The following is a 23,218-nucleotide window of genomic DNA, read 5'->3' as shown; positions in this document are numbered from 1 at the left end:
TCCTGGCTCAGCCACTCATGCTCGCGCGTCGTGACATCAATTGCTCTCAGATCCTCGGCAGCACGTCACCGAAGAGGGCACCCATGCGGGTCGCGGCCGCCCGGCCGGCCTCGAGGACCTCTTCGTGGTTGAGCGGCTCACCGGTCATGCCAGCCGCTGCGTTGGTGACCAGCGAGATGCCCAGGACCTCGAGGCCCTCGGCCCGGGCGGCGATGGCCTCGAGGGCCGTCGACATGCCGACGAGGTCACCGCCGATCGCGCGCACCATGCCGATCTCGGCCGGAGTCTCGTAGTGCGGACCCGTGACCTGGACGTAGACGCCCTCATCGAGGCTCGGGTCCGCCTCCTTGCACAGGGCGCGCAGGCGCGAGGAGTAGAGGTCTGTCAGGTCGACGAAGTTGGCACCCTCGAGCGGCGACGTCGCTGTCATGTTGATGTGATCGCTGATCAGGACGGGCGTGCCGGGGGACCAGCTGGGGTCGAGACCACCACAGCCGTTGGTCAGCACGAGGGTCTTGACGCCGGCCGCGGCCGCGGTGCGTACGCCGTGGACGACGGCCGCGACGCCCTTGCCCTCGTAGTAGTGCGTGCGCCCCAGGAAGACCAGGAGCCGCCGGTCACCCAGCGTCACCGAGCGGACGGTGCCACCGTGCCCGGCCACCGAGGGGGCGCTGAATCCGGGCAGCTCCGCGAGCGGGATCTCATGGTCTGCCTCACCCAGCGCATCGGCCGCCGGGAGCCACCCCGAACCCATCACGAGAGCGATGTCGTGGTCGGCTCCGCCAGTACGTTCGCGCAGTGCGTCGGCAGCCTGTCGGGCCAGGTCCTGAGTAGTCACCTGCCGTACATTACGACAGTCGATGCGGGCCCGACCGGTGGCGAGTCGCTCCGCGTCAGTGGGAGACTGGTCGGGTGACCCATGTGACGATTGTCGGCGGCGGACCGGGCGGATATGAGGCGGCCCTCGTGGCCTCGCGGCTCGGTGCGGAGGTCACCCTGATCGAGCGAGACGGACTCGGCGGATCGACGGTCCTGACCGACTGCGTCCCCAGCAAGACCCTCATCGCGACGTCTGATCTGCTGACCGAGGTCGGCACGGCAGCAGAGCTCGGCGTGCAGGTGCCAAAGGCCGTCCGCGCCGACCTCGCGGCGGTCAACGAGCGGGTGCTCTCGTTGGCGCAGGCCCAGTCCGACGACATCGCGGAGCGGCTGACGTCGAGCAACGTCACGCTGCTGGACGGCACCGCCACGCTGGAGGCCGCTGGAGTCGTCGTCGCCGAGACTGCCGATGGCGAGGTCCGCATCGAGACCGACGCGATCCTCATCGCGACCGGGGCGCACCCCCGCGTGAGCCCCGACGCGCAGCCGGACGGTGAGCGGATCCTGACGTGGGAGCAGGTCTATGCCCTGCAGGACCTTCCCCAGCACCTGATCGTCGTGGGGTCCGGTGTCACGGGTGCGGAGTTCGCGAGCGCCTACAACGGCCTCGGCGCCGCCGTGACGCTGGTCTCGAGCCGTGACCGGGTGCTGCCCGGTGAGGACGTCGACGCGGCCAACGTGATCGAGAATGTCTTCACCCGCCGCGGCATGACGGTCATGGGCAACTCGCGGATGGCCTCGGTCGAGCGTACGTCCGATGGTGTCCGCGTCACGCTGACCGACGGGCGTACGCTCGACGGCTCGCACTGCCTGTTGGCGCTCGGCTCGATCCCCAACACCGAGGGCCTCGGGCTCGACGCGGTGGGGGTGAAGCTGAACGATTCGGGCTTCGTCGCCGTCGACCGTGTCTCCCGCACCAACGTCAGCGGCGTCTACGCGGCCGGTGACTGCACGGGTGTCCTGATGCTGGCCTCGGTCGCGGCCCAGCAGGGGCGCATCGCGATGTCCCACCTGCTGGGTGACGCCGTGCATCCGCTCGACCTCGGCAAGGTCTCGAGCAATGTCTTCACGTCGCCCGAGATCGCCACGGTCGGCCTGTCGCAGAATCAGGTCGATGAGTCCGACCTGCAGATCGATGTCGCGATGCTCCCGTTGGCCTCCAATCCGCGGGCCAAGATGCAGGGTGTGCACGACGGTTTCGTCAAGCTGTTCGCGCGCCGAGGCATGGGCATCGTGGTCGGCGGGGTCGTGGTCGGGCCCAAGGCGAGCGAGCTGATCCATGCGCTCTCGCTCGCGGTCTCAGCGTCCCTGACAGTCGACCAGGTGGCCGACGCGTTCACGATCTATCCGTCGCTGTCCGGCTCGGTCGCCGAGGCCGCACGTCGCCTGCACCGCCTGGTCTGAGGTTTCCGACCCAGTCACTGCAACCGCAGGAATGACACAGTTGTAGTTCACGCGATTGCGATTTTTCGGTGGAACTCTGGGCAAAATTGTGGGTTAATCGGTCGGGAACCACACCCGCCACTTGAGTCACACCCGTCACAGGATCGGACTTCCCCCCATGCTTTCCTGGCACACAGGTCGACGTACCTCGGGCTTCTCCATCGCGGCGCTGCTCGCCGTCGGGATGCTCGTGCCAACCCCTGCGGCGGCCGATGGCGCACAGGTCAGTGGTGGGGCGCCGGGCACCGTGGCGGCTCCCCAGGCACCCGCCGAGGTGCGTCAGCAGCAGATCCCGACTCAGGCGACGCCCAAGCCCCATGCCCCCCGCCATGACGAGGCGCCCGCCGCCGATCATGTCGTGGCCGAGCTGACCCGGACCGATCTGCGTCCGTTCGCGATGCTGGGGGTGACTTGGACCGGTGGGCTGCGCGACGACCAGACCGTCGTCGAGGTGCGCTGGCGAGAGGCCGGCGCCTCAGGAGCTCGCACGTGGTCGCCGTGGACAGAGCTGCACACCGAACCGGCGTCCGAGGAGGGCGTTCCCGGCACCGAGCCACAGTGGACCGGCAAGGCCGACGCCGCAGCCGTCCGGGTGATCTCGTCGGCAAACGCCCGGCCGGAGGGCTTGGCGCTCTCGACGATCGACCCGAGAGGGCGGTCTGTGTCGACGACCGCGAGCACGGCCAGCACGATGTCAACAGTGTCCACGGCTGCTGTCAGCAGGCCTGCGATCATCTCCCGGGCGACATGGGGAGCCAGCACGTCAGGCTCGTGCGACAGCCCGATCTATGGGCGTACGACCCGCGGCGCCGTCATCCACCACACGGCCGGCAACAACACCTACACCAAGAGTCAGTCCGCGAGCATCGTCAAGGCCACGCAGGCCTATCACAAGCGCAGTCGCGGGTGGTGCGACATCGGCTACAACTTCCTGGTCGACAAGTACGGCCAGATCTTCGAGGGCCGCGCCGGCGGCACGACCAAGCCCGTACGAGCCGCACACTCCGGGAACGGGACGGTCAATGAGGAGACGATGGGCGTCTCGCTGATGGGCACGTTCGCCTCCACGACGCCGAGTGCGGCGATGAAGACTGCCGTCGTCAATCTGGTCGCCTGGCGGTTCGACAACTATGGGATCGCCGGCAAGGGGACATACTCGATCGGCGGCATTACGCTCAACCGCATCGCGGGGCACCGCAACGTCGTGAGCACCGAATGCCCCGGCGCCAAGGCATACGCGTGGTTGTCCCAGAGCGGCGGACTGCGTGACCGCGTCGTGACGAAGCTTGCTGCGGCCCCGGCCCCGGCCCCGGCCCCGTCCGCGGACTTCGGGTACAACAACCTGACCGTTCCGAGCTCGCGCAGGATCCCGCTGGCCGGCCACGGCTACGGCCACGGCATCGGGATGAGCCAGTACGGAGCGCAGGGGGCGGCCAAGCGGGGCGTCACCTACGACCGGATCCTGGCGCACTACTACCGCGGCACCCAGCTCGGGACCAAGACCGGCAACATCAGGGTGCTGATCTCACAGGACACCACCGACTCGGTCATCGTGGCCGGCCGCTCCGGCCTGGTGTTCCGCGACATCGCAGCGAAGAAGATCGTGAAGCTGCCGACGACCGTGAGCGGCAGGACCGTGACGCGGTGGCGGATCATCCAGGTCGCCACCAGGAAGACTCAGTCGACCCTGCAGTACATGACAACCGGCGGCTTCAGGAGCTTCCGAGACACACGATGGACCGGCGCCGGTCAGTTTGAGGGCCCGTCGGCGATCTCGCTGATCCTGCCCGACAACTCAGCCGTGAGGTATCGGGGAGCGCTCCGCTCGGCGTTGCCGTCGGTGGGCTCCACGAGCCGCAACACCATCAATGCCGTGCCGATCGAGCACTACGTGCGCGGCGTCATCGCGGCCGAGATGCCGGCGAGCTGGATGCCCGAAGCGCTCAAGGCGCAAGCGGTCGCCGCGCGGACCTACGGGGTGCGCGCCATCACGAGCTCGCGCTACTACGACATCTGCAACACGACAGCCTGCCAGGTCTATGGAGGAGTGTCCCGGGAGACCGCGACCACCGACACGGCCGTCAGGTCGACCGCAGGCAAGATCCTGACGTATGCGGGGAAGCCGGCGTTGACGCAGTTCTCGTCATCCTCGGGCGGTTTCTCCGCGACGGGCAGCCAGCCCTACCTGAAGGCGGTGAGCGACTCCTACGACAACTGGTCGGGCAACCCCCACCATTCGTGGACCAAGACGGTGGCCGCCTCGACGATCGAGCGGGCATATCCGTCGATCGGTACGCTCAAGCGGCTCAAGGTCACCAAGCGAAACGGCTATGGTGCCTGGGGTGGGCGAGTCAGCACGATAACCCTGGTGGGCTCGAAGAAGACCGTGACGATCACCGGTAACGCGGCGCGGTGGGCATTCGGCCTCAAGTCCAACTGGTTCCGCTTCTAGGACCGCGCCGGCCGGACAGCTAGGGTCGTGTCCATGCGTCCTTTGATAGCGGGATCGATAGCGGCGATTGCGCTGGCGGCCTCGATCCCTGCCGTTTCCCATGCCGATGACACCGTCGCGCCTCCGGCAGTCGAGGCGGTCGATGTCGGGACGGCGACCATCCCGGCGGTCAGCGATGAACAGGCCCGGTCCGCGGAGCGGGCCGACGAGGATGCCGCGGATCTGGTCGCCGAGCTGCCCGCGCGACGTACCGACGACTTCGGGCTCGTGGGAGTCACCTGGACTCGGGGGTTCGACGCGACCGGGATGACGGTGCAGGTACGTCTCCGGGCGGACCGCGCATGGTCGGACTGGGAGGAGCTCGAGGTCCACGACGACGAGGGTGCCGGCGGCCGGGACGGGACCGAGCCGCTGTGGGTCGGAGCCGCGGACGGAGTCTCGGTGCGCGTCACGAGCCCGACCGGCGAGCGCCCTACGGGCCTGTCCGTCACCACGATCGACCCGGGAACGATCAGGTCAGAGTCGACGAGCTCCACTGCGAGCAACGCGATGTACTCGACGGCCGACAGCACAGCCATCCAGGCCGTGGACGGCTCGCCGACCTATACCCCGCGGCCCGCGATCATCTCGCGCTCCGATTGGGGAGCGAGACGGAACACGTCTTGTGACTCGCCCCGCCACGGCAACGAGACCCGCGGCATCGTGGTGCACCACACAGCCGGTTCCAACTCCTACACCGCGTCCCATTCCAAGTCCATCGTGCGTGCGGTGCAGGCTTATCACATGGACGGTCGCGACTGGTGCGACATCGGCTACAACTTCCTGGTCGACAAGTACGGTCAGGTCTTCGAGGGCCGCAACGGTGGAACCGACCGGGCGGTGCGCGGGGCTCACGCGGGTGACTTGAGCGTCAACACCTACACGATGGGTGTCTCGATGATGGGCACCTTTGAGGGCTCGGAACCCACCGCGGCGACCAAGACCGCCATGGTCCAGCTGATCGGCTGGCGGCTCGGCACGACCTTCCACCCGGCGACCGGGACATATTCGGTGGGGAGTCGTCAGCTCCACCGGATCGCGGGGCATCGCAACGTCGTGAGCACTGCATGTCCCGGTGCGGCCGCGTATGCCTGGCTGAGTCGTGCGGACGGGTTGCGAGATCGGGTCTCTGCCTACACCGCGAGCTACGCCAGTGCGATCAAGAGTCGCTGGCAGGAGCTGGGTTCGGCCAGGACCGGCCCCGTGGCGGTCGGTGAGTATGCCTTCACGAATGACGGGGGCGGGCGAAAGGCACGGCTGCTGAATCTCGACCTCTACTCCTCCTCACGCGGCACCTTCAGCGTGGGCGGGGAGTATCGCTCGACCTATGCCACGCTGGGCTCGCAGACCGGGAGTCTCGGCGCACCGGCCGGCGAGGCAGAGGCCACGTCGCGATCGGTCGTCAGCCTCCAGCGATTCGGCCATGGCACGGTCTACCGGGTCGTTCGCGGTGGCAACGCCAAGGCATACGGGATCTGGGGCGCGATGTACGACAAGTACGCCTCACTCGGTGAGGCGAGCAGTGCCCTGGGTGCGCCGTCGTCGAACCAGGTCGCGATCTCCGGTGGCCGTTCGCGAGCCTATTTCGGCTACGGGTACATGACGGTGCAGGCAGACGGAACCGTCACGGTGACGATGACCTGAGCCGGGGTGGGCGGGGCAGTCGCGTCTGGGATACTCAGCGCATGACCGCTCTTCTCAAGTCGGTGGCGATCTCGGCAGCCGCCAACGCCGTTTCACTGGCTTTCGCGGCCTGGATCTTCGACACCTTCAACATCCGGTTCGGCTGGTTCGTCATCGCGGTCGCACTCTTCACGGCGCTCACCGTCGTGCTGCGCGGGGTCGTGATCAACACGGTCAACCAGTTTGCCCGTGGCTTCACGATCCTCGGAGGCCTGGTGCTGACGCTGCTCGGCCTGCTGCTGACCGACCTGGTCGTGCCGACCAGCGGGTTCTCGATCGAAGGTGTCGGCACCTGGATCGGCGTCACGCTGATCGTCTGGGCCGCCGGCATCGCCTACGGCGAGGTCGACAGCTCCGCACCGCCCCAGCGCGCCTGAGCGACGCTCGGGTCGGCTACTCGGACGCGGCGTCCTCGATCGTCGCGATGACCTCACCGGACGTGACGGTCGCACCGACCTCGATCGCGAGGCCGGTGATGACCCCGTCCTTGTGCGCGTTGATCGGCTGCTCCATCTTCATGGCCTCGACCACGACGACCTGATCGCCCGCGGCGACGGTCTGACCCTCGGAGGCGGTGACCTTGACGACGGTGCCCTGCATCGGAGCGGTCAGTGAGTCGCCGCTGGCAGCGGCGCCGGCCGCCTTGCCGCCCTTGCGCTTGGGCTTCTTGGCACCGCCGGCGGCGACCGCCGAGGCGCCCAGTCCACCGGGCAGGACGACCTCGATCCGCTTGCCACCGACCTCGACCGTCACGCGCTCTCGCTCGGCCGGATCCTCGGTCTCGGAGGCGCCGGCGTAGGGCTCCAGCTCGTTGACGTAGTCGGTCTCGATCCAGGTCGTGTACACCTCGAAGTCGCCGTCAGCGGCGACGAAAGCCGGATCGTCGACGACTGATCGGTGGAACGGGATCACGGTGGGCATGCCGTCGACGACGAACTCGTCGAGGGCGCGGCGTGAGCGCTCGAGCGCCTGCTGCCGGGTCGTGCCCGACACGATGAGCTTGGCGACGAGGGAGTCGAACGAGCCGGGGATCGTCTCGCCCTCGATGTAGCCGCCGTCGACGCGGACACCGGGTCCCGACGGGGGCTCCCACTTGGTCAAAGTTCCGGGGGCCGGCAGGAAACCGCGGCCGCCATCCTCGGCGTTGATGCGGAACTCGATGGAGTGCCCCCGGACCTCGGGGTCGTCGTATCCGAGCTCTTCGCCGGCTGCGATGCGGAACATCTCCCGGACGAGGTCGATGCCGGTGACCTCTTCGGAGACGGGGTGCTCGACCTGCAGACGGGTGTTGACCTCGAGGAAGCTGATCGTGCCGTCGGCGGCCACGAGGAACTCACACGTGCCGGCGCCGACGTAGCCGGCCTCCTTGAGGATCGCCTTCGACGAGGAATAGAGGCGCTCGATCTGGTCGTCGCTCAGGAAGGGCGCGGGCGCCTCCTCGACGAGCTTTTGGTGACGACGCTGCAGCGAGCAGTCGCGTGTGGAGATGACGACGACGTTTCCGTGGCTGTCGGCGAGGCACTGGGTCTCGACGTGGCGGGGCTTGTCGAGGAACTTCTCGACCAGGCACTCGCCACGACCGAAGGCGCTGATGGCCTCGCGAACGGCCGACTCGTACTGCTCGGGGATCTCTTCCAGGGTCTGCGCGACCTTCAGGCCGCGACCGCCGCCGCCGAAGACCGCCTTGATGGCGACCGGCAGTCCGTGCTCCTTGGCGAACGCGATGACTTCGTCGGCGTCCTTGACCGGCTCCTTGGTGCCAGGGGCGAGGGGGGCGTCGGCCTTGAGGGCGAGCTGCTTGGCCTTGGCCTTGTCGCCGAGGTTCTCGATCGCGTGTGGCGGGGGGCCGATCCAGATGAGCCCGGCGTCGATGACGGCCTGGGCGAATTCGGCGTTCTCGGCGAGGAAGCCGTAGCCGGGGTGCACGCTGTCTGCCCCGGAGCGTTCGGCGACCGCGAGGATCTTCTCGATCGACAGATAGGAGTCGCCGGGCGTGGAGCCCTCGAGCGAAAAGGCCTCGTCTGCCAGGCGTACGAACTGGGCGTCACGATCGGGCTCGGCATAGACCGCGACACTGCCGATGCCGGAGTCCTTGCACGCTCGGATCACCCGCACCGCGATCTCTCCACGGTTGGCGATCAGGACCTTGGCCAGGGGCTTGCTCACTGAAATGTTCTCCTCGATCCGAGACGACTGCCTGCCGCAGTCTAGGGCGTCGGCGACCCTGCAGGCATATGAGGTTGGTTACGTGTCGTGATCGCGTTGTCGCCGCAGGTTAACGGTTGTTAACATGGCGGCATGACTTTTGCCCTGTCCCGCGAGCACGAGACCTTCCGCCACAGTGTCCGAGAGTTCGCGGAGGCAGAGGTCGCGCCCCACGTCGCGCAGTGGGACAAGGACCACCACTTCCCGGTCGATGTCGTGCAGAAGATGGGCCGGCTCGGCCTCTTCGGACTCACCGCGCCCGAGGAGTTCGGGGGTGCCGGCGGTGACTTCACCAGCCTGTGCGTCGCGATCGAGGAGCTCGGCCGGGTCGACCAGTCGATCGGCATCACGCTCGAGGCCGGAGTCGGGCTGGGCATCACGCCGATCCTGGCCTATGGCACGCAGGAGCAAAAGGAGCGCTGGCTGCCCGATCTCGTCGCTGGGCAGGCGCTCGCGGGGTTCGGCCTCACCGAACCGGGCGCCGGGTCCGACGCCAGCGCGACCCGTACGCGGGCTGAGCTTGACGGCGCCGAGTGGGTCGTCAACGGCTCCAAGCAGTTCATCTCGAACTCCGGCACCGAGATCACCTCGCTCGTGACCGTGACGGCTCGCACCGGCACGCGTACCGATCCGTCCGGAGCGGCTGGCCGGCCCGAGATATCGACGATCGTGATCCCGGCCGGCACGCCGGGCTTCGTCGTCGAGCCGGCCTACGACAAGCTCGGCTGGCACATCTCCGACACCCACCCGCTGTCCTTCGTCGACGCAAGGGTCCCCGAGGACCACCTGCTCGGTGATCGGGGGCGTGGCTATGCCCAGTTCCTCGCCACGCTCGACGACGGCCGAGTCGCGATCGCGGCGCTGGCAGTGGGTTGCATCCAGGCGTGCCTCGACCTGTGCGTGCAGTACGCCGGAGAGCGCACGACGTTCGGTGTGCCGATCGGCTCCAAGCAGGGTGTGGCTTTCCAGATCTCCGACCTCGCCGTCATGGCGCAGGCCGGACGTGCGCTGACCTATCAAGCGGCCGCGATGAAGGATGCCGGGGCGCCGACCAAGGAGTTCAAGCAGGCCGCATCGATCGCCAAGCTCTACACCTCGGAGTCCGCGGTCACCGCGACCCGCATCGCGACGCAGGTGTTCGGCGGTTACGGCTTCATGGAGGAATACCCGGTCGCGCGGTTCTATCGCGACGCCAAGATCCTCGAGATCGGCGAGGGCACCTCCGAGGTCCAGCGCATGCTCATCGCGCGCGGCCTGGGCCTGCCGGTGGAATAGGTCGAGCGATCAGGCGGCGTAGCCGAACTTCAGGGTGAAGTGCGCGAGCTCGGCTTCCCTGCGTGAGCCTGTGCGGGTGCGCATCGCGAGGTCGGTCGGCTCGGCGACCCGTGCAGTCTTCATGCGGTGGTGTCGCCGGCAGAGGGCGCGGAGGTTGGTGCCAGTGGTGGGTCCGCGGGGGTGGGGGATCTGATGGTCGGCGTCGCATTGCATTGCGGGGCGGCTACACGTTGCGAAGCGGCAGGTGCCGTCCCGGATGTCGATGGCGGTGCCGAGCTTGGCCGAGGGGAAGCGCTCCAGCTCGGTCACGTCCAGGATCCGGCCCAGCGGGTCGGTGATGACCCGGTGGAACAGGGTCCCCGGTTCGGTGGCGAGGTCACGGACCAGGTCAGCCGGCAGCGCGAAGCTGCCGTCGAAGGACTCCCCGGGCTGGTCGTCCAGTCCCGCCAACGTGGTGACGGGGACGGTGACACCGATGACCGCACGGCTGCTGGTCGGCCGGCCCTCAATGTGTCCGAGTAGCTGGCCGACGAGCTCGTCGGCGCGGCGCTGGTCGAAGGTCCGGTCATCGGAGACTGCCCGGGCCCTGTCGTTCAGCATCGCGTCGATGCGGAGGGCGTCCGTGGTGGGGAGGTAGGCGTGAAGGAAACTCATCCCGTCGTCCTGGTGGTCCACCCACACTGACCGCTTCGCCTGCTCGGCCCGCACCGACCCACTGTTTGGTGCCCAGCGGGCGACGAACCTCTTCAACTTGCCCCGCAGCTGCGCCGGGGTGTGAGCGGCGGCGTAGCCGCCGATGATGTGGTCCAGATGGATCAGGTCGTGGTTGTCACCCAGTTTCGCTGCCGCAGCCGCGACCAGCCCGATCCGGTAGGCGTCGACCTCACCGGCGACGAACGACTCCCAGGTGCGGGGCAGCAGGTTGCGGACCCGACGCGACTGCGCCAATCGGTCTTGCACCGTCTTGGTCGGCAGGTGCAACACCACACCCAGCTCGTCGGCGGCGAAGCCCGCCTCCAGATCACGCCGGCGCGGGTCGACGTGACGCTGGGACCCGGCCCGGCGCAAGTCCTGAAGCAACAGCATCTTCGCAGCGACCTGAGCCTCGACCCTGGCGCGCTGCACCTCAAGCTCAGCGATCTCCGCAAGGAGCACATTGCCGGGGTCGACGACTGTTTCCATACCTCAAAACTACCCGCCACCACCGACACATCTGTGCTGCAGTCACAGGCTTTTCAGCGGGAGGTTTGGTCCCTAAAACGTGCCTACAGGTTCGTCATCTTGGCGCAGGGCAGAGGTATGTGCTTGACCTCGTCACCGAAGTCGACCTGAGCCGACTGGGTGCCCTGGATGCTCACGATGCGGCCGAGGCCGAAGGTGTCGTGCGAGACCCGTGCCCCGACTTCGTATACCTCGTCAATGACCTCCGGACCGGCCTGGAAGGGACTGGAAGCGTGGTAGCGGCGTCGCCGCGGTGAAGTTGCCATCGTCCGTCCAGTGTCCCACTGTTTCGCAGCTGAGACCAACAGATTCAGTCGCTTGCCCTGCGCCAGAGGTCGGTCCAGGCGATCCCGAGGTCCCCCACGAGCTCTCGAAGCAGTGGCAACGAGAGCCCCACGACGTTGTGGTGGTCGCCCTCGATCCCGGTGACGAACGCACCCCCGAGGCCGTCGATCGTGAATGCCCCGGCGACCGCGAGTGGCTCACCCGTGGCGACGTAGGCGTCGATCTCGGCGTCGCTGATCGCGGCGAAGTGCACGACGGTCGACGCGGTCTCGACGAACTCTTGGTCTCCACGGCGTACGCAGTGGCCGGTGTGCAGCACCCCGCTTCTGCCGCGCATGCGCCGCCACCGGCCGGCTGCCTCGACCGGCCCGGCCGGCTTGCCGAAGGTCTCGCCCTCGAACGCGAGGACCGAGTCGCAGCCGATGATCAGCGCGTCGTCCTCGATCAGGGCCGCGACGGCGCGGCACTTCATCTGTGCCAGGGCCGCGGCGAGGTTGGCGGCGTCGGTCGAGGTGATCCGGTCCTCATCGACGCCCGACACGATGACCTCGGGGTCGACGCCAGCGGCCCTCAGCGTCGCGAGCCGGGCCGGCGAGGCCGAGGCGAGGACGACCCTCACCGCAGCGATCTCTCGTCGTAGCGTGCCCGTACGACCTCGAGCCCGGGCTCGTGCAGCAGCGCCTCGACCAGCTCGGTCGACCCACCGACTCCCGTCCAGGTGCTCTCGATGCTGGTCGTCACGAACCACGCCTGGTCGGCCGGCCACATCAGATTGGGGCTGTTGAGATCGCGCGGAATGCCGTGCCCGTAGCTCGCCGCCCCCCATCTGCCCGCCTCGCCCAGTGGGCCGGCGAACAGGAAGTAGTCCTGGTCATTGACCCGCAGGAGCGGGCCGTTCATGACGTGCTCGGGGAACGCCGGGGGCACTGGCGGTGGCGGCTTCTCCTTGGTGAAGATGCGACCCGGCCAGCGCGGGGGACCCGTGAAAGCAGTGAGGAACCGGGCGGGATCGCCACCGTGGATGTCGCCGTAGCCCTCCCACAGGGCGAAGTGGCAGGCGCCGGCGGTCGTGGTGTGCCGGGTGAGGACTTCACCGAGGGTCCGCAGGGAGGAGTCATCGAGGTGTCCCTCTGCGCGGTCGCCGTGCCCCGGACTGATCTCCTGGTGGAGCACCCGGGCGTATGCCTCGAAGCCGGATGGCCCGAGGCTCGACCGCAGGATCAGCGGCGCCTCGTCCGCGACGAACCAGTCGGCGGCCGACAGGTCGGACAGCGGGCGCAGGGTCACCGTCAGCCGCCGAAGGCCGATCGGCGCCACTGGTCGGGCCCGAAGCGGTGCGGGGCGCGCGCCATGCGGGCGGGGTGGCCCCACTGCGAGCGGATCTGGGGCCGGGTGCGGGCTGCGGCGTGGGCCGCGGCAGCGTTGCGGGCCGCAACGACAGCGACGAGTGCGGCAAGCTCCTCCGGGGTCAGGTCACCCTTGACGACCCGCAGGACCGGCTGGTGCCCCGGCTGCTCGTCCGTCGCGTCGGTCACAGCGGGATGTTCCCGTGCTTCTTGGGCGGCAGCGTCTCGCGCTTGGTCTTGAGCAGGCGCAACGCCTTGACGACCTCGGCCCGAGTCTGCGAGGGCTCGATGACGGCGTCGATGTAGCCGCGCTCGGCCGCGAGGTAGGGGTTGCAGAGCGTGTCCTCGTACTCGGTCATCAGCTCGGCGCGGCGGGCGTCGGGGTCGTCGGCCGCGGCGATCTCCTTGCGGTAGAGGATGCCCACCGCCCCGGAGGCGCCGACGACGGCGATCTGCGCCGACGGCCACGCGATGTTGATGTCGGCACCCAGGTGCTTGGAGCCCATGACGTCGTAGGCGCCGCCATACGCCTTGCGGGTGATGACCGTGACGAGCGGGACGGTCGCCTCGGCGTAGGCATAGATCAGCTTGGCGCCGCGGCGGATGATGCCGTCCCACTCCTGGCCCGTGCCGGGCAGGAAACCGGGAACATCGACGAAGGTGAGGACCGGGATGTTGAACGCGTCGCAGGTGCGCACGAACCGCGCCGCCTTTTCCGACGCGTCGATGTCGAGGCACCCTGCGAGCTGCATCGGCTGGTTGGCGACGACGCCGACGCTGCGGCCCTCGACGCGGCCGTAGCCGATCAGGATGTTGGGTGCGAACAGCGGCATGACCTCGAGGAAGTCGCCGTCGTCGACGATCGACTCGATCACGGTGTGCATGTCGTACGGCTGGTTGGCCGAGTCGGGGATCAGGGTGTCGAGGGCGAGATCAACCTCGTTCGGCTCGAGGTCCGCGACCTCGTCGTAGGGCTCAGGCTCCTCCATGTTGTTCTGCGGGAGGTAGGAGATGAGCGCCTTGACGTACTCGAGGGCGTCCTCCTCGTCGGCGGCCATGTAGTGCGCGTTGCCGCTCTTGGTGTTGTGGGTGCGCGCGCCGCCGAGGTCCTCCATCGAGACGTCCTCGCCGGTGACGGTCTTGATGATGTCGGGGCCTGTGATGAACATGTTGGAGGTCTTGTCGACCATCACGACGAAGTCCGTCACGGCGGGGGAGTAGACGTGCCCACCAGCGTTGGTGCCCATGATCAGCGAGATCTGCGGGATGACACCCGAGGCGTGCACGTTGCGCTTGAAGATCTCGCCATAGAGACCCAGCGACACGACGCCTTCCTGGATGCGGGCGCCGGCGCCTTCGTTGATGCCGATGATGGGGCAACCGGACTTGATCGCCAGGTCCATGACCTTGGTGATCTTCTCGCCGTAGACCTGGCCGAGGCTGCCGCCGAAGATCGAGAAGTCCTGGCTGAAGATGCACACCTGACGGCCGTCGATCGTGCCGTATCCGGTGATGACGCCATCGCCGAGCGGCCGGTTCTTCTCCAGACCGAATGCGGTGCTGCGGTGGCGGGCCAGGGCGTCAAGCTCGACGAACGAGCCCTCGTCGAGGAGCTGCTCGACCCGCTCGCGGGCGCTCTGGCGCCCCTTCGCGTGCTGCTTCTCGGCCGCGCGCTCGGCCATGTCGACCGTCGCTTCCTTGTGGCGTTGCTGGAAGTCGGCCAGCTTGCCCGCAGTCGTATGAAGCTCTGGGTTCTCTTCGATCTCTTGTTCGCTCACGGGGGTCAGCGTAACGATCGGCCGTGCTGGCCGGTATGTGAGGCTGTTCTCATGGCCTACCGCGACCTGGACCGTCCTCCCCTCGATGCCGCTGTGCTGCGTGCGGCGCTGACCGGCCCGGACCGGTTCTGGACCGACGTCGTGGTGACCTCCGAGACCGGCAGCACCAACGCCGACGTCGCAGATGCCGCACGTGCAGGCGCTCCGGAGGGGACGGTGCACACGACCGATCTGCAGACGGCTGGCCGCGGCCGGCTCGATCGCGGGTGGGAGTCGCCGGTCGGCTCCGGCGTCATCGTCTCGGTCCTGCTTCGGCCCACCTCGGTGCCGGCGGGGCGTTGGGTGTGGCTTCCGCTCCTGGTGGGGCTCGCGGTCGACGCCACCGTGAAGGAGTGTGGCGTCGCATCGGGGCTCAAGTGGCCCAATGACGTGCTCGTCGACGGCCGCAAGCTTGCCGGCATCCTGCTCGAACGCGTCGACACCCCGCTCGGCTCGGCTGCGATCATCGGTGTCGGCCTCAATGTGTCATTGCGGCGCGACGAGCTGCCGGTCGAGACGGCGACCTCGCTGGCGCTCGAAGGTGCGACCGAGACAGACCGGACGATCGTCCTGCGTGGATTCCTGCGCAACCTGGAAGCGCTCTACCGGGCCTGGGCGGCATCGGGGGGCGATCCGGGATCGGGCATCCGGGAGGCATACGTCCGGCGCTGCGTCACTCTCGGCACTCGGGTCCGGGTGAGCCTGCCGGACGGCGGATCCCTGGAGGGTCACGCAAGCGGCATCGATGACTCCGGTCGTCTGTTGGTGGACGGTACGGCCATCAGCGCGGGAGATATCACCCACGTCCGACCCGTGACGTGACAAAATCAAGACATGAGCGAGCGCCAGCGAGTGAATCATGGGTCAGGGATCATTTCTTCATCACCGCATGGTGGTCTTTCGACGGGGATGAAGAAATGACCCTGTCGCGCAAGCTGATGATCGATGGCGAGCAGATCGTTGCCACGACCCGCACCCACGTCAAGGTGCTGATCCTCCCGTTCCTGATCCTGCTGGTCGTTGCGGGCGTCGGCGGGTTCCTGATCAATCAGGTCGGCGACTCCGGCAGCGGTGTCCCCCGGTGGATCGTCATCGCCGCGATGGTCGTGCTGATCCTGCTGGGCTCGGTCATCCCGTTCCTCAAGTGGCTGACGTGGACCTACACGTTGTCCAACAAGCGCATCGTGGAGCAGAAGGGCCTGCTGACCCGCACCGGCCGGATCATCCCGCTGAGCCGCATCAACGACGTCGCATTCGAAAAGAACCTCAACGACCGCATCCTGGGTTGCGGCACGCTGATCATCCACGACGCCAGCGAGCAGTCCGGGCTCGAGCTCAAGGACATCCCTCACATCGAGGCATTTCACCGCACCGTGACGAACCTGGTCTTCGAGAAGCACGACAAGACGGCGAGTGATGAATCGGTCTGAGCTCCGCGAAGAGCTCGTCCACCTGATCCTCGGGGGAGAGCTGACCCTCACCAGCTCAGAGGTTGTGGACAAGGGCGGGCTGAGCCTTGAGGACGGACAACGTCTGTGGCGGGCCCTCGGCTTCCCCGACACCGGCGAGGCCGTTGCCTACGGTGACTCCGACGTAGGCGCGGTGGCGAACGTCTCGGCCGCGATCGAGGCCGGCCAGCTCGACGAGGAGACGATCTACCGCTTGGCCCGTGCCCTCGGTACGACGATGTCGCGCCTCGCAGACTGGCAGGTCTCGACGCTCGTCGATCAGGTCGAGCACGACGTCGAGGGCGGCAAGTCTGAGAGCCGCCTGGAGGCAGCGATCGGCCTGGCCACGGACGCTGCGCCCGGGTTCGAGCAGCTCATGATCTACGCCTGGCGGCGCCACTTGGCCGCGGCGGCCGCACGCATGGAGGCGCTGGGTGCTGCTGACCGCGAGCTGCTGTCGACCGTCCTGACGGTTGGCTTCGCCGACCTCTCCCGGTTCACCTCGTTGTCGAACGAGCTCGACGACTCGACGCTCGGCACGCTGGTGGAGAACTTCGAGACCCGGTGCACCGACATCGTCACGGCGCATGGCGGCCGGGTCATCAAGACACTCGGCGATGCTGTCCTGTTCGTGACGTTGGATCCCCAGCAGGGCACCCGAACGGCGCTCGACCTGGTCGGCCAGATCGCCTCGCGCGACGACATGCCTGACATACGGGTGGGTATGGCGACCGGATCGGCGATCAGCCGACTCGGCGATGTCTTCGGGCCGCCGGTCAACCTGGCCGCCCGGCTCTCGCACGTGGCCCGCAGCAACCGGGTGCTGATCGACGCGGCAACCGCGGCGACCCTCGGCGATGAGTTCGACACCCGGACCCTGCCTCCTCGGCCGCTGCGGGGCTTCGGCAATGTCTCGCCGATCACGGTGAGCGAACGCCGCGGCTTCCGGTCCCGATAGGCTGGGGACGTGCCCTCACCCCAGCTCGCGGTCATCGGCGGAGGCCAGCTGGCCCGGATGATGCAGCAGGCTGCGATCGGGCTGGGCATCCACATCCGGCTCCTCGCCGAGGCGCCCGACGTGTCAGCCGCGCAGGTCATCCCCGATCACCTGGTGGGTGACCACACCGACCTCGACACCCTGCGGTCAGTCGTCGCCGATGTTCCTGTGGTCACGTTCGACCACGAGCACGTCCCCCCCGAGCACCTTCGCACCCTCGAGGCTGAGGGCCATGCGTGTCGACCGGGCCCACATGCGCTGCTGTATGCGCAGGACAAGGGCGACATGAGGGCGCGCCTCGGGTCACTCGGTGTCCCCTGCCCGCGCCACGCGGCGATCTCGTCGCCGGAGGATCTCGACACCTTCGGCTATCCGGCGGTCCTCAAGACGACCCGCGGTGGCTACGACGGCAAGGGGGTGTGGGTCGTACGCTCGGCGGCCGACGCCGACGAGGCCTTTGCGACGGGCCGGGCGCTGCTGGCCGAGGAGCTCGTCGACTTCCGCCGGGAGCTGTCGGCACTCGTTGCCCGCTCGCCGTCCGGTGAGGTGCGCGCCTATCCCGTGGTCGAGTCCCGGCAGGCCGGCGGTGTGTGTGCCGAGGTCGTCGCGCCGGCTCCCGACCTCGATCCACGGCTCGATGCCGAGGCGCGGGCGATCGCCGAGCGCATCGCGTCCGAGCTGGATGTGACCGGGATCCTCGCGGTCGAGCTGTTCGAGACGGCAGACGGCCGGTTGCTGGTCAACGAGCTGGCGATGCGGCCGCACAACACGGGCCACTGGTCGATCGACGGCGCGGACACCAGCCAGTTCGAGAATCATCTGCGAGCCGTGCTCGACCTGCCTCTCGGCTCGACCGCCGCGCGGGCACCGTGGACCGTGATGGTCAACATCCTCGGCGGCGCCGTTGAGGATCTCCAGGCGCAGCGCGCCGTCGTGCTCGCGGATGCGCCCGGCGTCAAGGTCCACCTCTACGGCAAGCCCGTCAAGTCCGGTCGCAAGGTCGGCCACGTGACGGCGTACGGCCATGATCTCGACGACGTGCTCGCCCGGGCGCGTCACGCAGCAGCACTCTTCACAGATGGAGTCAGCCCATGAGCACACCCCGCGTCGGCATCGTGATGGGCTCGGACTCCGACTGGCCGACGATGGAGGCCGCAGCGACTGCTCTGAGCGAGTTCGGCATCGCCTACGAGGCCGACGTGGTCTCGGCGCACCGCATGCCCGACGAGATGCTGGCCTATGGCCGCGGCGCCCACGGGCGTGGCATCGAGGTGATCATCGCTGGTGCCGGGGGAGCAGCACACCTGCCGGGCATGCTCGCCGCCGTGACGCCGCTGCCTGTCATCGGGGTGCCGGTGGCGCTCAAGCACCTCGACGGCATGGATTCATTGTTGTCGATCGTGCAGATGCCGGCCGGGGTGCCGGTGGCCACGGTCTCGATCGGCAACGCCCGCAACGCGGGGCTGCTGGCCATACGGATCCTGGCGACCGGTGACGCCGCGCTGACCGACAAGATGCTCTCATTCCAGTCAGACCTTGCCGACTCTGCCCGCGCCAAGGGCGACAAGGTCCGCAATCCGTCGGGTGGCACCGGCTTCCGCTGACCCCGTGGTTTACCACGGTCCCTACGCAAGCCGTTCGTCTTCCCAAGGCAACTGTCATCCGCCCAGGGCAACGGTCGTCCGCCCGAGGACAATCTCTGTGGGGCTTACGACGCTTGCCCAGGGACCGTGGTAAACCGTCGGGGTCAGTAGAGCCCGGCGGAGTAGACCTTGCCGTAGTGGGCCTCGAGCTCCTCGAGGGTGTCGTCGGGACGCTCGAGGCTCTGGGCGATCTGGGCCCGACTCGGCAGGGAGTTGGGCGCCCAGGATTCGGGGTCCCACAGCTTGGAGCGCAGGAACGCCTTGGCGCAGTGGAAGAAGATCTGCTCGACGGTGACCTCGAGGATCACCTGAGGCCGGTGGCCCTTGACCTCCATCCGGTCGGCGTATGGCGCATCCGCCAGGAGGGTGGCTCGCCCGTTGATCCGCAACGTGTCGGTGCGACGCGGCACGAGGAAGATCAGACCGACGTGCGGATTCTGCAGGAGATTGGCAAAACCGTCGGCTCGCTTGTTGCCCGGGCGCTCCGGGATCGCGAGAGTCATCTCGTCGATGACGTGGACGAATCCGGCGGGGTCGCCCTTGGGCGAGACGTCGCACGTCCCGTCGGTGCCGGAGGTCGCGACGAGGCAGAACGGTGAGGCGGCCAGCCAGGCACGGTGCTCGGGGAGCAAGGTGTGCCGATCCTTGTCGATGCTTCGCTGCAGGGGTTGGCCGAGCAGCGCGCGCAACTCGGCCTCGGTCGTGATCTCGGTGCGCATGCGACCGAATCTACTCGCGCACGTACGACGTCAGCGCCGTGAGGGTCGGCTGCGCCGGGGCCGATGCGAACCCGAAACGTACGGGCGGCGTGACCGGCGCGAGCTCGCCCAGCTCCTGGCCCTCCCACGTCGCCCGCGCCCCGACGACGTGGCGGACGTCCCGCGCGGCATACCACTCGGTCCGACCCAGGCCGGCCGATCCGTAGGTCTGGACGCCCGGCATGAATCGGCCGGCGACCGGATTGCAGACCCTGGCCCACGACGCGCTGCGACGCAGCGGAGCCGGGACCAGACCGAGAAGTGGGGCCACCCACAGGCGGCCGCCCGGCGTGAACCGGAGCTGTATCGACCGCGTGTGCACCGACCACTCCTCGCCCTGCTCGACCGACACCGGCTCGATGCGGACCTCGTCGAACGAATAGGTCGACGCGACGAAGTGGGCGATGCTGCTGCGGGGCGCCACGAGGATTCGGTGACCATCGGCGCGCTCGATCATGACATCGGCGAACGGGCCGAAGGGGCTCTCATCCCAGGCGCCGACGACGATGCGCACGCCGGAGTCCGTCCCCAGCCCGGCGATGTGGCCGGTGAATGCGCTTGTCATGTCGCCAAGTGTGTCCGATGCCACGAAAGGATTGGTCAGGGGTGAGTCGGCTTGGCGATAGGATTAATAGGTCGTCCTACTATCGGGAGTCCAGGTGTCAGACCAGTTCGCTCTCTCCGAGGAGCACCAAGCCATTCGTGAGGCAGTCCGTGCCGTCGCTGAGGCCAAGATTGCGCCGTTCGCCGCGGATGTCGATGAAGCCGCGCGCTGGCCGCACGAGGCGGCCGAGGCCTTGCTGGCCTCGGACTTCCACGCTCCGCATGTCCCGGAGGAATATGGGGGCGCCGGCGCAGACGCGCTCGCCACCGTCCTGGTGATCGAAGAGATCGCCCGGGTCTGTGTGTCGAGCTCACTCATCCCGGCGGTCAACAAGCTCGGATCGCTCCCGGTCATGATCGGCGGCGACGAGCAGATCAAGAAGACCTATCTCTCGCGGCTCGCTGACGGCGAGGGATTCTCCTACTGCCTCTCCGAACCGGACGCCGGCAGTGACGCGGCCAACCAGAAGACCAAGGCCGTACGGGCCGGCGACGACTGGGTGTTGAACGGCGTCAAGCGCTGGATATCCAACGCCGGCGAATCGGAGTTCTACACCGTGCTCGCGGTCACCGATCCCGACAGGCGTACGAAGGGGATCTCGGCGTTCGTCGTCGAGAAGTCCGATGCCGGGGTCTCGTTCGGCGCACCCGAGCGGAAGCTCGGCATCAAGGGTTCGCCCACCCGCGAGGTCTATCTCGACAACGTCCGCATCCCCGGCGACCGCATCATCGGCAGGGAGGGCACTGGATTCGCCACGGCGATGAAGACGCTCGACCACACCCGGGTCACGATCGCCGCGCAGGCCGTAGGCGTCGCGCAGGGTGCCCTCGACTATGCGATCGGGTATGTCCAGGAGCGCAAGCAGTTCGGCAAGAAGATCTCCGACTTCCAGGGCCTGCAGTTCATGCTCGCCGACATGGGCATGAAGGTCGAGGCCGCTCGCCAGCTGACCTACGCCGCCGCGGGCCGCTCCGAACGCGGCGACAAAGATCTGACCTTCTTCGGTGCGGCCGCCAAGGCGTTCGCCTCCGACACTGCGATGCAGGTCACCACGGATGCCGTTCAGCTGCTCGGCGGCTATGGCTTCACGCGCGACTATCCGGTCGAGCGGATGATGCGCGATGCGAAGATCACCCAGATCTACGAAGGCACCAACCAGGTGCAGCGCGTCGTGATGGCCCGCCAGCTGCTGTCGGGGGTGCAGAGCACGCTCTGAGCCGGCTCCCCGGATTCACGGCGCGGGTCCACCGCAGTCACGCGACGGCTCGCGGTGTCAGTCGGCCCGACTAGCCTTGGGGCATGCCTCTCGTGACCTACAAGGCGCTGTGCATCGACGCAGCCGACGTCTCAACTGTGCAGGGCTTCTGGGCCAACTCACTCGGCTATGCGGTCGAGCAGCTCGACGATGGAGACGCGGTCCTGCGCGGCAGCGGGCCCGGTGAGGAGATCTGGGTCAATCTCGTGCCCGAGGCCAAGACCGTCAAGAATCGGGTGCACCTCGACGTGCGAGCTGCCTCGCTCGAGCCGTTTGCCGGCCTGGAGCGGCTGACTGGCGAGGGTGAGTTCCCGTGGACCACGTTCGCTGATCCCGAGGGTGGAGAGTTCTGCGTGTTCACCTATGACGAGCCGCCTAGCCATACGCTCAAGGACGTCGTGATCGACGCCGTCGACCACGTCGCGATCTCCCGGTGGTGGACCGAGGTCATGGGGGGTGACCTGACCCACGACGAGTCCGGCTACTCCCACCTCGACGCGATCCCCGGTTCCACGCTCGAGTCGTTCGACTTTGTGCCGGTGCCCGAGCCCAAGACGGTCAAGAATCGCATCCACTGGGACGTGCGGCTCCTCGACGGTGCGGCCGTCGCCGATCTCGTCGACGCCGGCGCGACGGTGCTGAGCGAGCCCGAGGGCGACCGGCAGTGGACCGTGATGGCTGACCCGGAGGGCAACGAGTTCTGCGTCTTCCCGTGAGCGCGGGCCAGCGCTCGCAGCGTCGCGTGGTGGAATGATCCCGTGCCCTCTGATCAACCGCTCCACCTCGATCTGACTGCCGACGTCGTCACCCTGACCGCGGCCATCGTCGACATCGCCTCCGAAAGCCTCGACGAGCTGGTCATCGCCGATGCGGTCGAGGCCGCGCTGAGTGCGCTGCCGCACCTCGACGTCACACGCGATGGACACACGATCGTCGCCCGTACGTCGCTGGGACGTCCTGAGCGGGTCGTGATCGCCGGGCACCTCGACACCGTCCCCGCCAACGGCAACCTGCCGTCGCGCCTGGAGGGTGACATCCTCCACGGGTTGGGCTCGTGCGACATGAAGGGCGGCGTGGCGATCGCACTCAGGGTGGCCGCCAGCGTGCCTGAGCCGGTCCGCGACGTGACCTATGTGTTCTATGAGGGTGAGGAGATCGCCGCAGAGCACAACGGCCTGGGCCGGCTCGCCCGCGAGCGCCCCGAGCTGATCGCCGGGGACTTCGCGATCCTGATGGAGCCGTCCAATGCCGGCGTCGAGGCCGGCTGCCAAGGCACGATGCGGGTCGACATCCGTACTGCCGGTGAGCGCGCCCACACAGCCCGGGCCTGGATGGGTCACAACGCGATCCACGCGCTGGCGCCAGTGCTGGATTGCCTCAACGCCTACGTCCCGCGCCAGGTCGCCATTGACGGCCTGACCTATCGCGAGGGTCTCAATGCCGTGGCGATCCGCGGTGGCGTCTCAGGCAACGTCGTCCCCGACGAGGCCGTCCTGACGGTCAACTATCGCTTCGCCCCCGATCGGAACGAGGAGCAGGCGCACCAGCACCTGCAGGAGACCTTCGAGGGCTTCGGGCTCACCGTGACCGACTCGGCCCCGGGAGCGCTGCCAGGTCTCTCGCACCCGGCAGCGGCGGCGTTCGTCGAAGCCGTTGGTGGCGAGGTGCACCCCAAGTTCGGCTGGACCGACGTGGCCCTGTTCACGGTTCTGGGCGTCCCCGCCGTCAACTACGGACCCGGAGATCCGATCTTCGCCCACAAGGCCGACGAGCAGGTGCCCGTCGAGCACCTGCACCGGGTTCACGACCGACTCACCGAATGGCTGACCACATGACCGAGCGTCAGCGAGGGAGTCGTGGGGCGCTTA

At 68.0% G+C, this 23,218-nt stretch carries 23 protein-coding genes; 13 read left to right on the top strand and 10 right to left on the bottom strand.

Annotation, left to right across the window (positions count from 1 at the left end; all coding sequences use genetic code 11):
- Positions 1–46: 46 nt before the first annotated feature.
- A complete protein-coding gene (locus tag WKF39_RS15645; RefSeq protein WP_340390093.1) occupies positions 47–838 on the bottom strand; it encodes a purine-nucleoside phosphorylase in 792 nt (263 codons plus the stop codon).
- A gap of 74 nt (positions 839–912) precedes the next feature.
- On the opposite strand from WKF39_RS15645, the gene WKF39_RS15640 reads away from it, so the two are divergent.
- From WKF39_RS15640 to WKF39_RS15625, 4 genes are all read left to right on the top strand, one after another.
- The gene (locus WKF39_RS15640) at positions 913–2,283 is read left to right on the top strand and encodes an NAD(P)H-quinone dehydrogenase (RefSeq protein ID WP_340390090.1); all 1,371 of its coding nucleotides are present in this window, start codon (positions 913–915) and stop codon (positions 2,281–2,283) included.
- 157 nt (positions 2,284–2,440) lie between these two features.
- The gene (locus WKF39_RS15635) at positions 2,441–4,774 is read left to right on the top strand and encodes a SpoIID/LytB domain-containing protein (RefSeq protein ID WP_340390088.1); all 2,334 of its coding nucleotides are present in this window, start codon (positions 2,441–2,443) and stop codon (positions 4,772–4,774) included.
- 33 nt (positions 4,775–4,807) lie between these two features.
- Positions 4,808–6,457, top strand: a complete 1,650-nt coding sequence (locus WKF39_RS15630; protein ID WP_340390086.1) for an N-acetylmuramoyl-L-alanine amidase — start codon at positions 4,808–4,810, stop codon at positions 6,455–6,457.
- A gap of 41 nt (positions 6,458–6,498) precedes the next feature.
- Positions 6,499–6,873 (top strand): hypothetical protein, encoded by a 375-nt coding sequence (locus tag WKF39_RS15625; protein WP_340390084.1) that lies wholly within the window; start codon positions 6,499–6,501, stop codon positions 6,871–6,873.
- A gap of 16 nt (positions 6,874–6,889) precedes the next feature.
- Here the strand turns inward: WKF39_RS15625 and WKF39_RS15620 are convergent, their stop codons facing one another.
- Positions 6,890–8,668 (bottom strand): biotin carboxylase N-terminal domain-containing protein, encoded by a 1,779-nt coding sequence (locus WKF39_RS15620; RefSeq protein ID WP_340390095.1) that lies wholly within the window; start codon positions 8,666–8,668, stop codon positions 6,890–6,892.
- 126 nt (positions 8,669–8,794) lie between these two features.
- Between WKF39_RS15620 and WKF39_RS15615 the strand changes: the two genes are divergently transcribed.
- Complete coding sequence (locus WKF39_RS15615) at positions 8,795–9,976, top strand: acyl-CoA dehydrogenase family protein (protein WP_340390083.1); 1,182 nt, start codon at positions 8,795–8,797, stop codon at positions 9,974–9,976.
- A gap of 9 nt (positions 9,977–9,985) precedes the next feature.
- Here the strand turns inward: WKF39_RS15615 and WKF39_RS15610 are convergent, their stop codons facing one another.
- The 6 genes from WKF39_RS15610 to WKF39_RS15585 all read right to left on the bottom strand — a co-directional run bounded on the left by WKF39_RS15610 (position 9,986) and on the right by WKF39_RS15585 (position 14,606).
- Positions 9,986–11,158 carry a DUF222 domain-containing protein gene (locus WKF39_RS15610; protein WP_340390081.1) on the bottom strand — a complete coding sequence of 391 codons (1,173 nt, stop codon included), beginning with the start codon at positions 11,156–11,158 and terminating at the stop codon, positions 9,986–9,988.
- A gap of 83 nt (positions 11,159–11,241) precedes the next feature.
- Positions 11,242–11,463 (bottom strand): hypothetical protein, encoded by a 222-nt coding sequence (locus WKF39_RS15605; RefSeq protein WP_340390079.1) that lies wholly within the window; start codon positions 11,461–11,463, stop codon positions 11,242–11,244.
- Between the two features lie 44 nt (positions 11,464–11,507).
- The gene (locus tag WKF39_RS15600; RefSeq protein WP_340390077.1) at positions 11,508–12,101 is read right to left on the bottom strand and encodes a nucleoside triphosphate pyrophosphatase; all 594 of its coding nucleotides are present in this window, start codon (positions 12,099–12,101) and stop codon (positions 11,508–11,510) included.
- On the bottom strand, positions 12,098–12,769 hold the full coding sequence (locus WKF39_RS15595) for a hypothetical protein (RefSeq protein WP_340390075.1): 672 nt from the start codon (positions 12,767–12,769) through the stop codon (positions 12,098–12,100). Before WKF39_RS15595 ends, WKF39_RS15600 begins: the two co-directional genes overlap by 4 nt.
- A gap of 2 nt (positions 12,770–12,771) precedes the next feature.
- Entirely contained in the window at positions 12,772–13,017 is a 246-nt protein-coding gene (locus WKF39_RS15590) for an acyl-CoA carboxylase subunit epsilon (RefSeq protein ID WP_340390073.1), read from the bottom strand.
- Positions 13,014–14,606: an acyl-CoA carboxylase subunit beta gene (locus WKF39_RS15585; RefSeq protein WP_340390071.1), complete on the bottom strand. Its 1,593-nt coding sequence runs from the start codon at positions 14,604–14,606 to the stop codon at positions 13,014–13,016. Before WKF39_RS15585 ends, WKF39_RS15590 begins: the two co-directional genes overlap by 4 nt.
- A gap of 51 nt (positions 14,607–14,657) precedes the next feature.
- On the opposite strand from WKF39_RS15585, the gene WKF39_RS15580 reads away from it, so the two are divergent.
- The 5 genes from WKF39_RS15580 (at position 14,658) to purE (ending at position 18,694) form a co-directional block, all read left to right on the top strand.
- Positions 14,658–15,467, top strand: coding sequence for a biotin--[acetyl-CoA-carboxylase] ligase (locus WKF39_RS15580; RefSeq protein ID WP_340390069.1), 810 nt, complete (start codon positions 14,658–14,660; stop codon positions 15,465–15,467).
- 95 nt (positions 15,468–15,562) lie between these two features.
- Positions 15,563–16,075, top strand: a complete 513-nt coding sequence (locus tag WKF39_RS15575; protein ID WP_340390067.1) for a PH domain-containing protein — start codon at positions 15,563–15,565, stop codon at positions 16,073–16,075.
- On the top strand, positions 16,062–17,051 hold the full coding sequence (locus WKF39_RS15570; RefSeq protein WP_340390065.1) for an adenylate/guanylate cyclase domain-containing protein: 990 nt from the start codon (positions 16,062–16,064) through the stop codon (positions 17,049–17,051). The genes WKF39_RS15575 and WKF39_RS15570 overlap by 14 nt, the downstream gene beginning before the upstream one ends.
- 9 nt (positions 17,052–17,060) lie before the next feature.
- Positions 17,061–18,185 (top strand): 5-(carboxyamino)imidazole ribonucleotide synthase, encoded by a 1,125-nt coding sequence (locus WKF39_RS15565; protein ID WP_340390063.1) that lies wholly within the window; start codon positions 17,061–17,063, stop codon positions 18,183–18,185.
- On the top strand, positions 18,182–18,694 hold the full coding sequence (gene purE, locus WKF39_RS15560; RefSeq protein ID WP_340390061.1) for a 5-(carboxyamino)imidazole ribonucleotide mutase: 513 nt from the start codon (positions 18,182–18,184) through the stop codon (positions 18,692–18,694). Before WKF39_RS15565 ends, purE begins: the two co-directional genes overlap by 4 nt.
- Positions 18,695–18,837: 143 nt before the next feature.
- On the opposite strand, the gene WKF39_RS15555 is transcribed toward purE, so the two are convergent.
- Positions 18,838–19,452 carry a pyridoxamine 5'-phosphate oxidase family protein gene (locus WKF39_RS15555; protein ID WP_340390059.1) on the bottom strand — a complete coding sequence of 205 codons (615 nt, stop codon included), beginning with the start codon at positions 19,450–19,452 and terminating at the stop codon, positions 18,838–18,840.
- A gap of 10 nt (positions 19,453–19,462) precedes the next feature.
- Positions 19,463–20,056, bottom strand: a complete 594-nt coding sequence (locus tag WKF39_RS15550) for a hypothetical protein (protein ID WP_340390057.1) — start codon at positions 20,054–20,056, stop codon at positions 19,463–19,465.
- Between the two features lie 94 nt (positions 20,057–20,150).
- On the opposite strand from WKF39_RS15550, the gene WKF39_RS15545 reads away from it, so the two are divergent.
- The 3 genes from WKF39_RS15545 (at position 20,151) to dapE (ending at position 23,185) form a co-directional block, all read left to right on the top strand.
- Positions 20,151–21,311 (top strand): acyl-CoA dehydrogenase family protein, encoded by a 1,161-nt coding sequence (locus tag WKF39_RS15545; RefSeq protein WP_340390055.1) that lies wholly within the window; start codon positions 20,151–20,153, stop codon positions 21,309–21,311.
- Positions 21,312–21,394: 83 nt separating this feature from the next.
- Positions 21,395–22,066 carry a VOC family protein gene (locus WKF39_RS15540; RefSeq protein ID WP_340390053.1) on the top strand — a complete coding sequence of 224 codons (672 nt, stop codon included), beginning with the start codon at positions 21,395–21,397 and terminating at the stop codon, positions 22,064–22,066.
- A gap of 42 nt (positions 22,067–22,108) precedes the next feature.
- Positions 22,109–23,185, top strand: a complete 1,077-nt coding sequence (gene dapE / locus WKF39_RS15535) for a succinyl-diaminopimelate desuccinylase (RefSeq protein WP_340390051.1) — start codon at positions 22,109–22,111, stop codon at positions 23,183–23,185.
- Positions 23,186–23,218: the final 33 nt, after the last annotated feature.

Source organism: Aeromicrobium sp. (assembly GCF_037719875.1).
In the GTDB taxonomy this organism is placed as follows: Bacteria; Actinomycetota; Actinomycetes; order Propionibacteriales; family Nocardioidaceae; genus Aeromicrobium.
Note: the sequence above shows the minus strand (reverse complement) of the source record. Positions and strands in the feature narration are given on the sequence as shown.

Bases quoted from the DNA above. Each gene is read 5' to 3' on its own strand.
- WKF39_RS15570 (WP_340390065.1), top strand. From the start codon at position 16,062: ATGAATCGGTCTGAGCTCCGCGAAGAGCTCGTCCACCTGATCCTCGGG.
- WKF39_RS15625 (WP_340390084.1), top strand. From the start codon at position 6,499: ATGACCGCTCTTCTCAAGTCGGTGGCGATCTCGGCAGCCGCCAACGCC.
- WKF39_RS15580 (WP_340390069.1), top strand. From the start codon at position 14,658: ATGGCCTACCGCGACCTGGACCGTCCTCCCCTCGATGCCGCTGTGCTG.
- WKF39_RS15605 (WP_340390079.1), bottom strand. From the start codon at position 11,463: ATGGCAACTTCACCGCGGCGACGCCGCTACCACGCTTCCAGTCCCTTC.
- WKF39_RS15630 (WP_340390086.1), top strand. From the start codon at position 4,808: ATGCGTCCTTTGATAGCGGGATCGATAGCGGCGATTGCGCTGGCGGCC.
- WKF39_RS15615 (WP_340390083.1), top strand. From the start codon at position 8,795: ATGACTTTTGCCCTGTCCCGCGAGCACGAGACCTTCCGCCACAGTGTC.
- WKF39_RS15635 (WP_340390088.1), top strand. From the start codon at position 2,441: ATGCTTTCCTGGCACACAGGTCGACGTACCTCGGGCTTCTCCATCGCG.
- purE (WP_340390061.1), top strand. From the start codon at position 18,182: ATGAGCACACCCCGCGTCGGCATCGTGATGGGCTCGGACTCCGACTGG.
- WKF39_RS15550 (WP_340390057.1), bottom strand. From the start codon at position 20,056: ATGACAAGCGCATTCACCGGCCACATCGCCGGGCTGGGGACGGACTCC.
- WKF39_RS15555 (WP_340390059.1), bottom strand. From the start codon at position 19,452: ATGCGCACCGAGATCACGACCGAGGCCGAGTTGCGCGCGCTGCTCGGC.
- WKF39_RS15610 (WP_340390081.1), bottom strand. From the start codon at position 11,158: ATGGAAACAGTCGTCGACCCCGGCAATGTGCTCCTTGCGGAGATCGCT.
- WKF39_RS15575 (WP_340390067.1), top strand. From the start codon at position 15,563: ATGACCCTGTCGCGCAAGCTGATGATCGATGGCGAGCAGATCGTTGCC.
- WKF39_RS15540 (WP_340390053.1), top strand. From the start codon at position 21,395: ATGCCTCTCGTGACCTACAAGGCGCTGTGCATCGACGCAGCCGACGTC.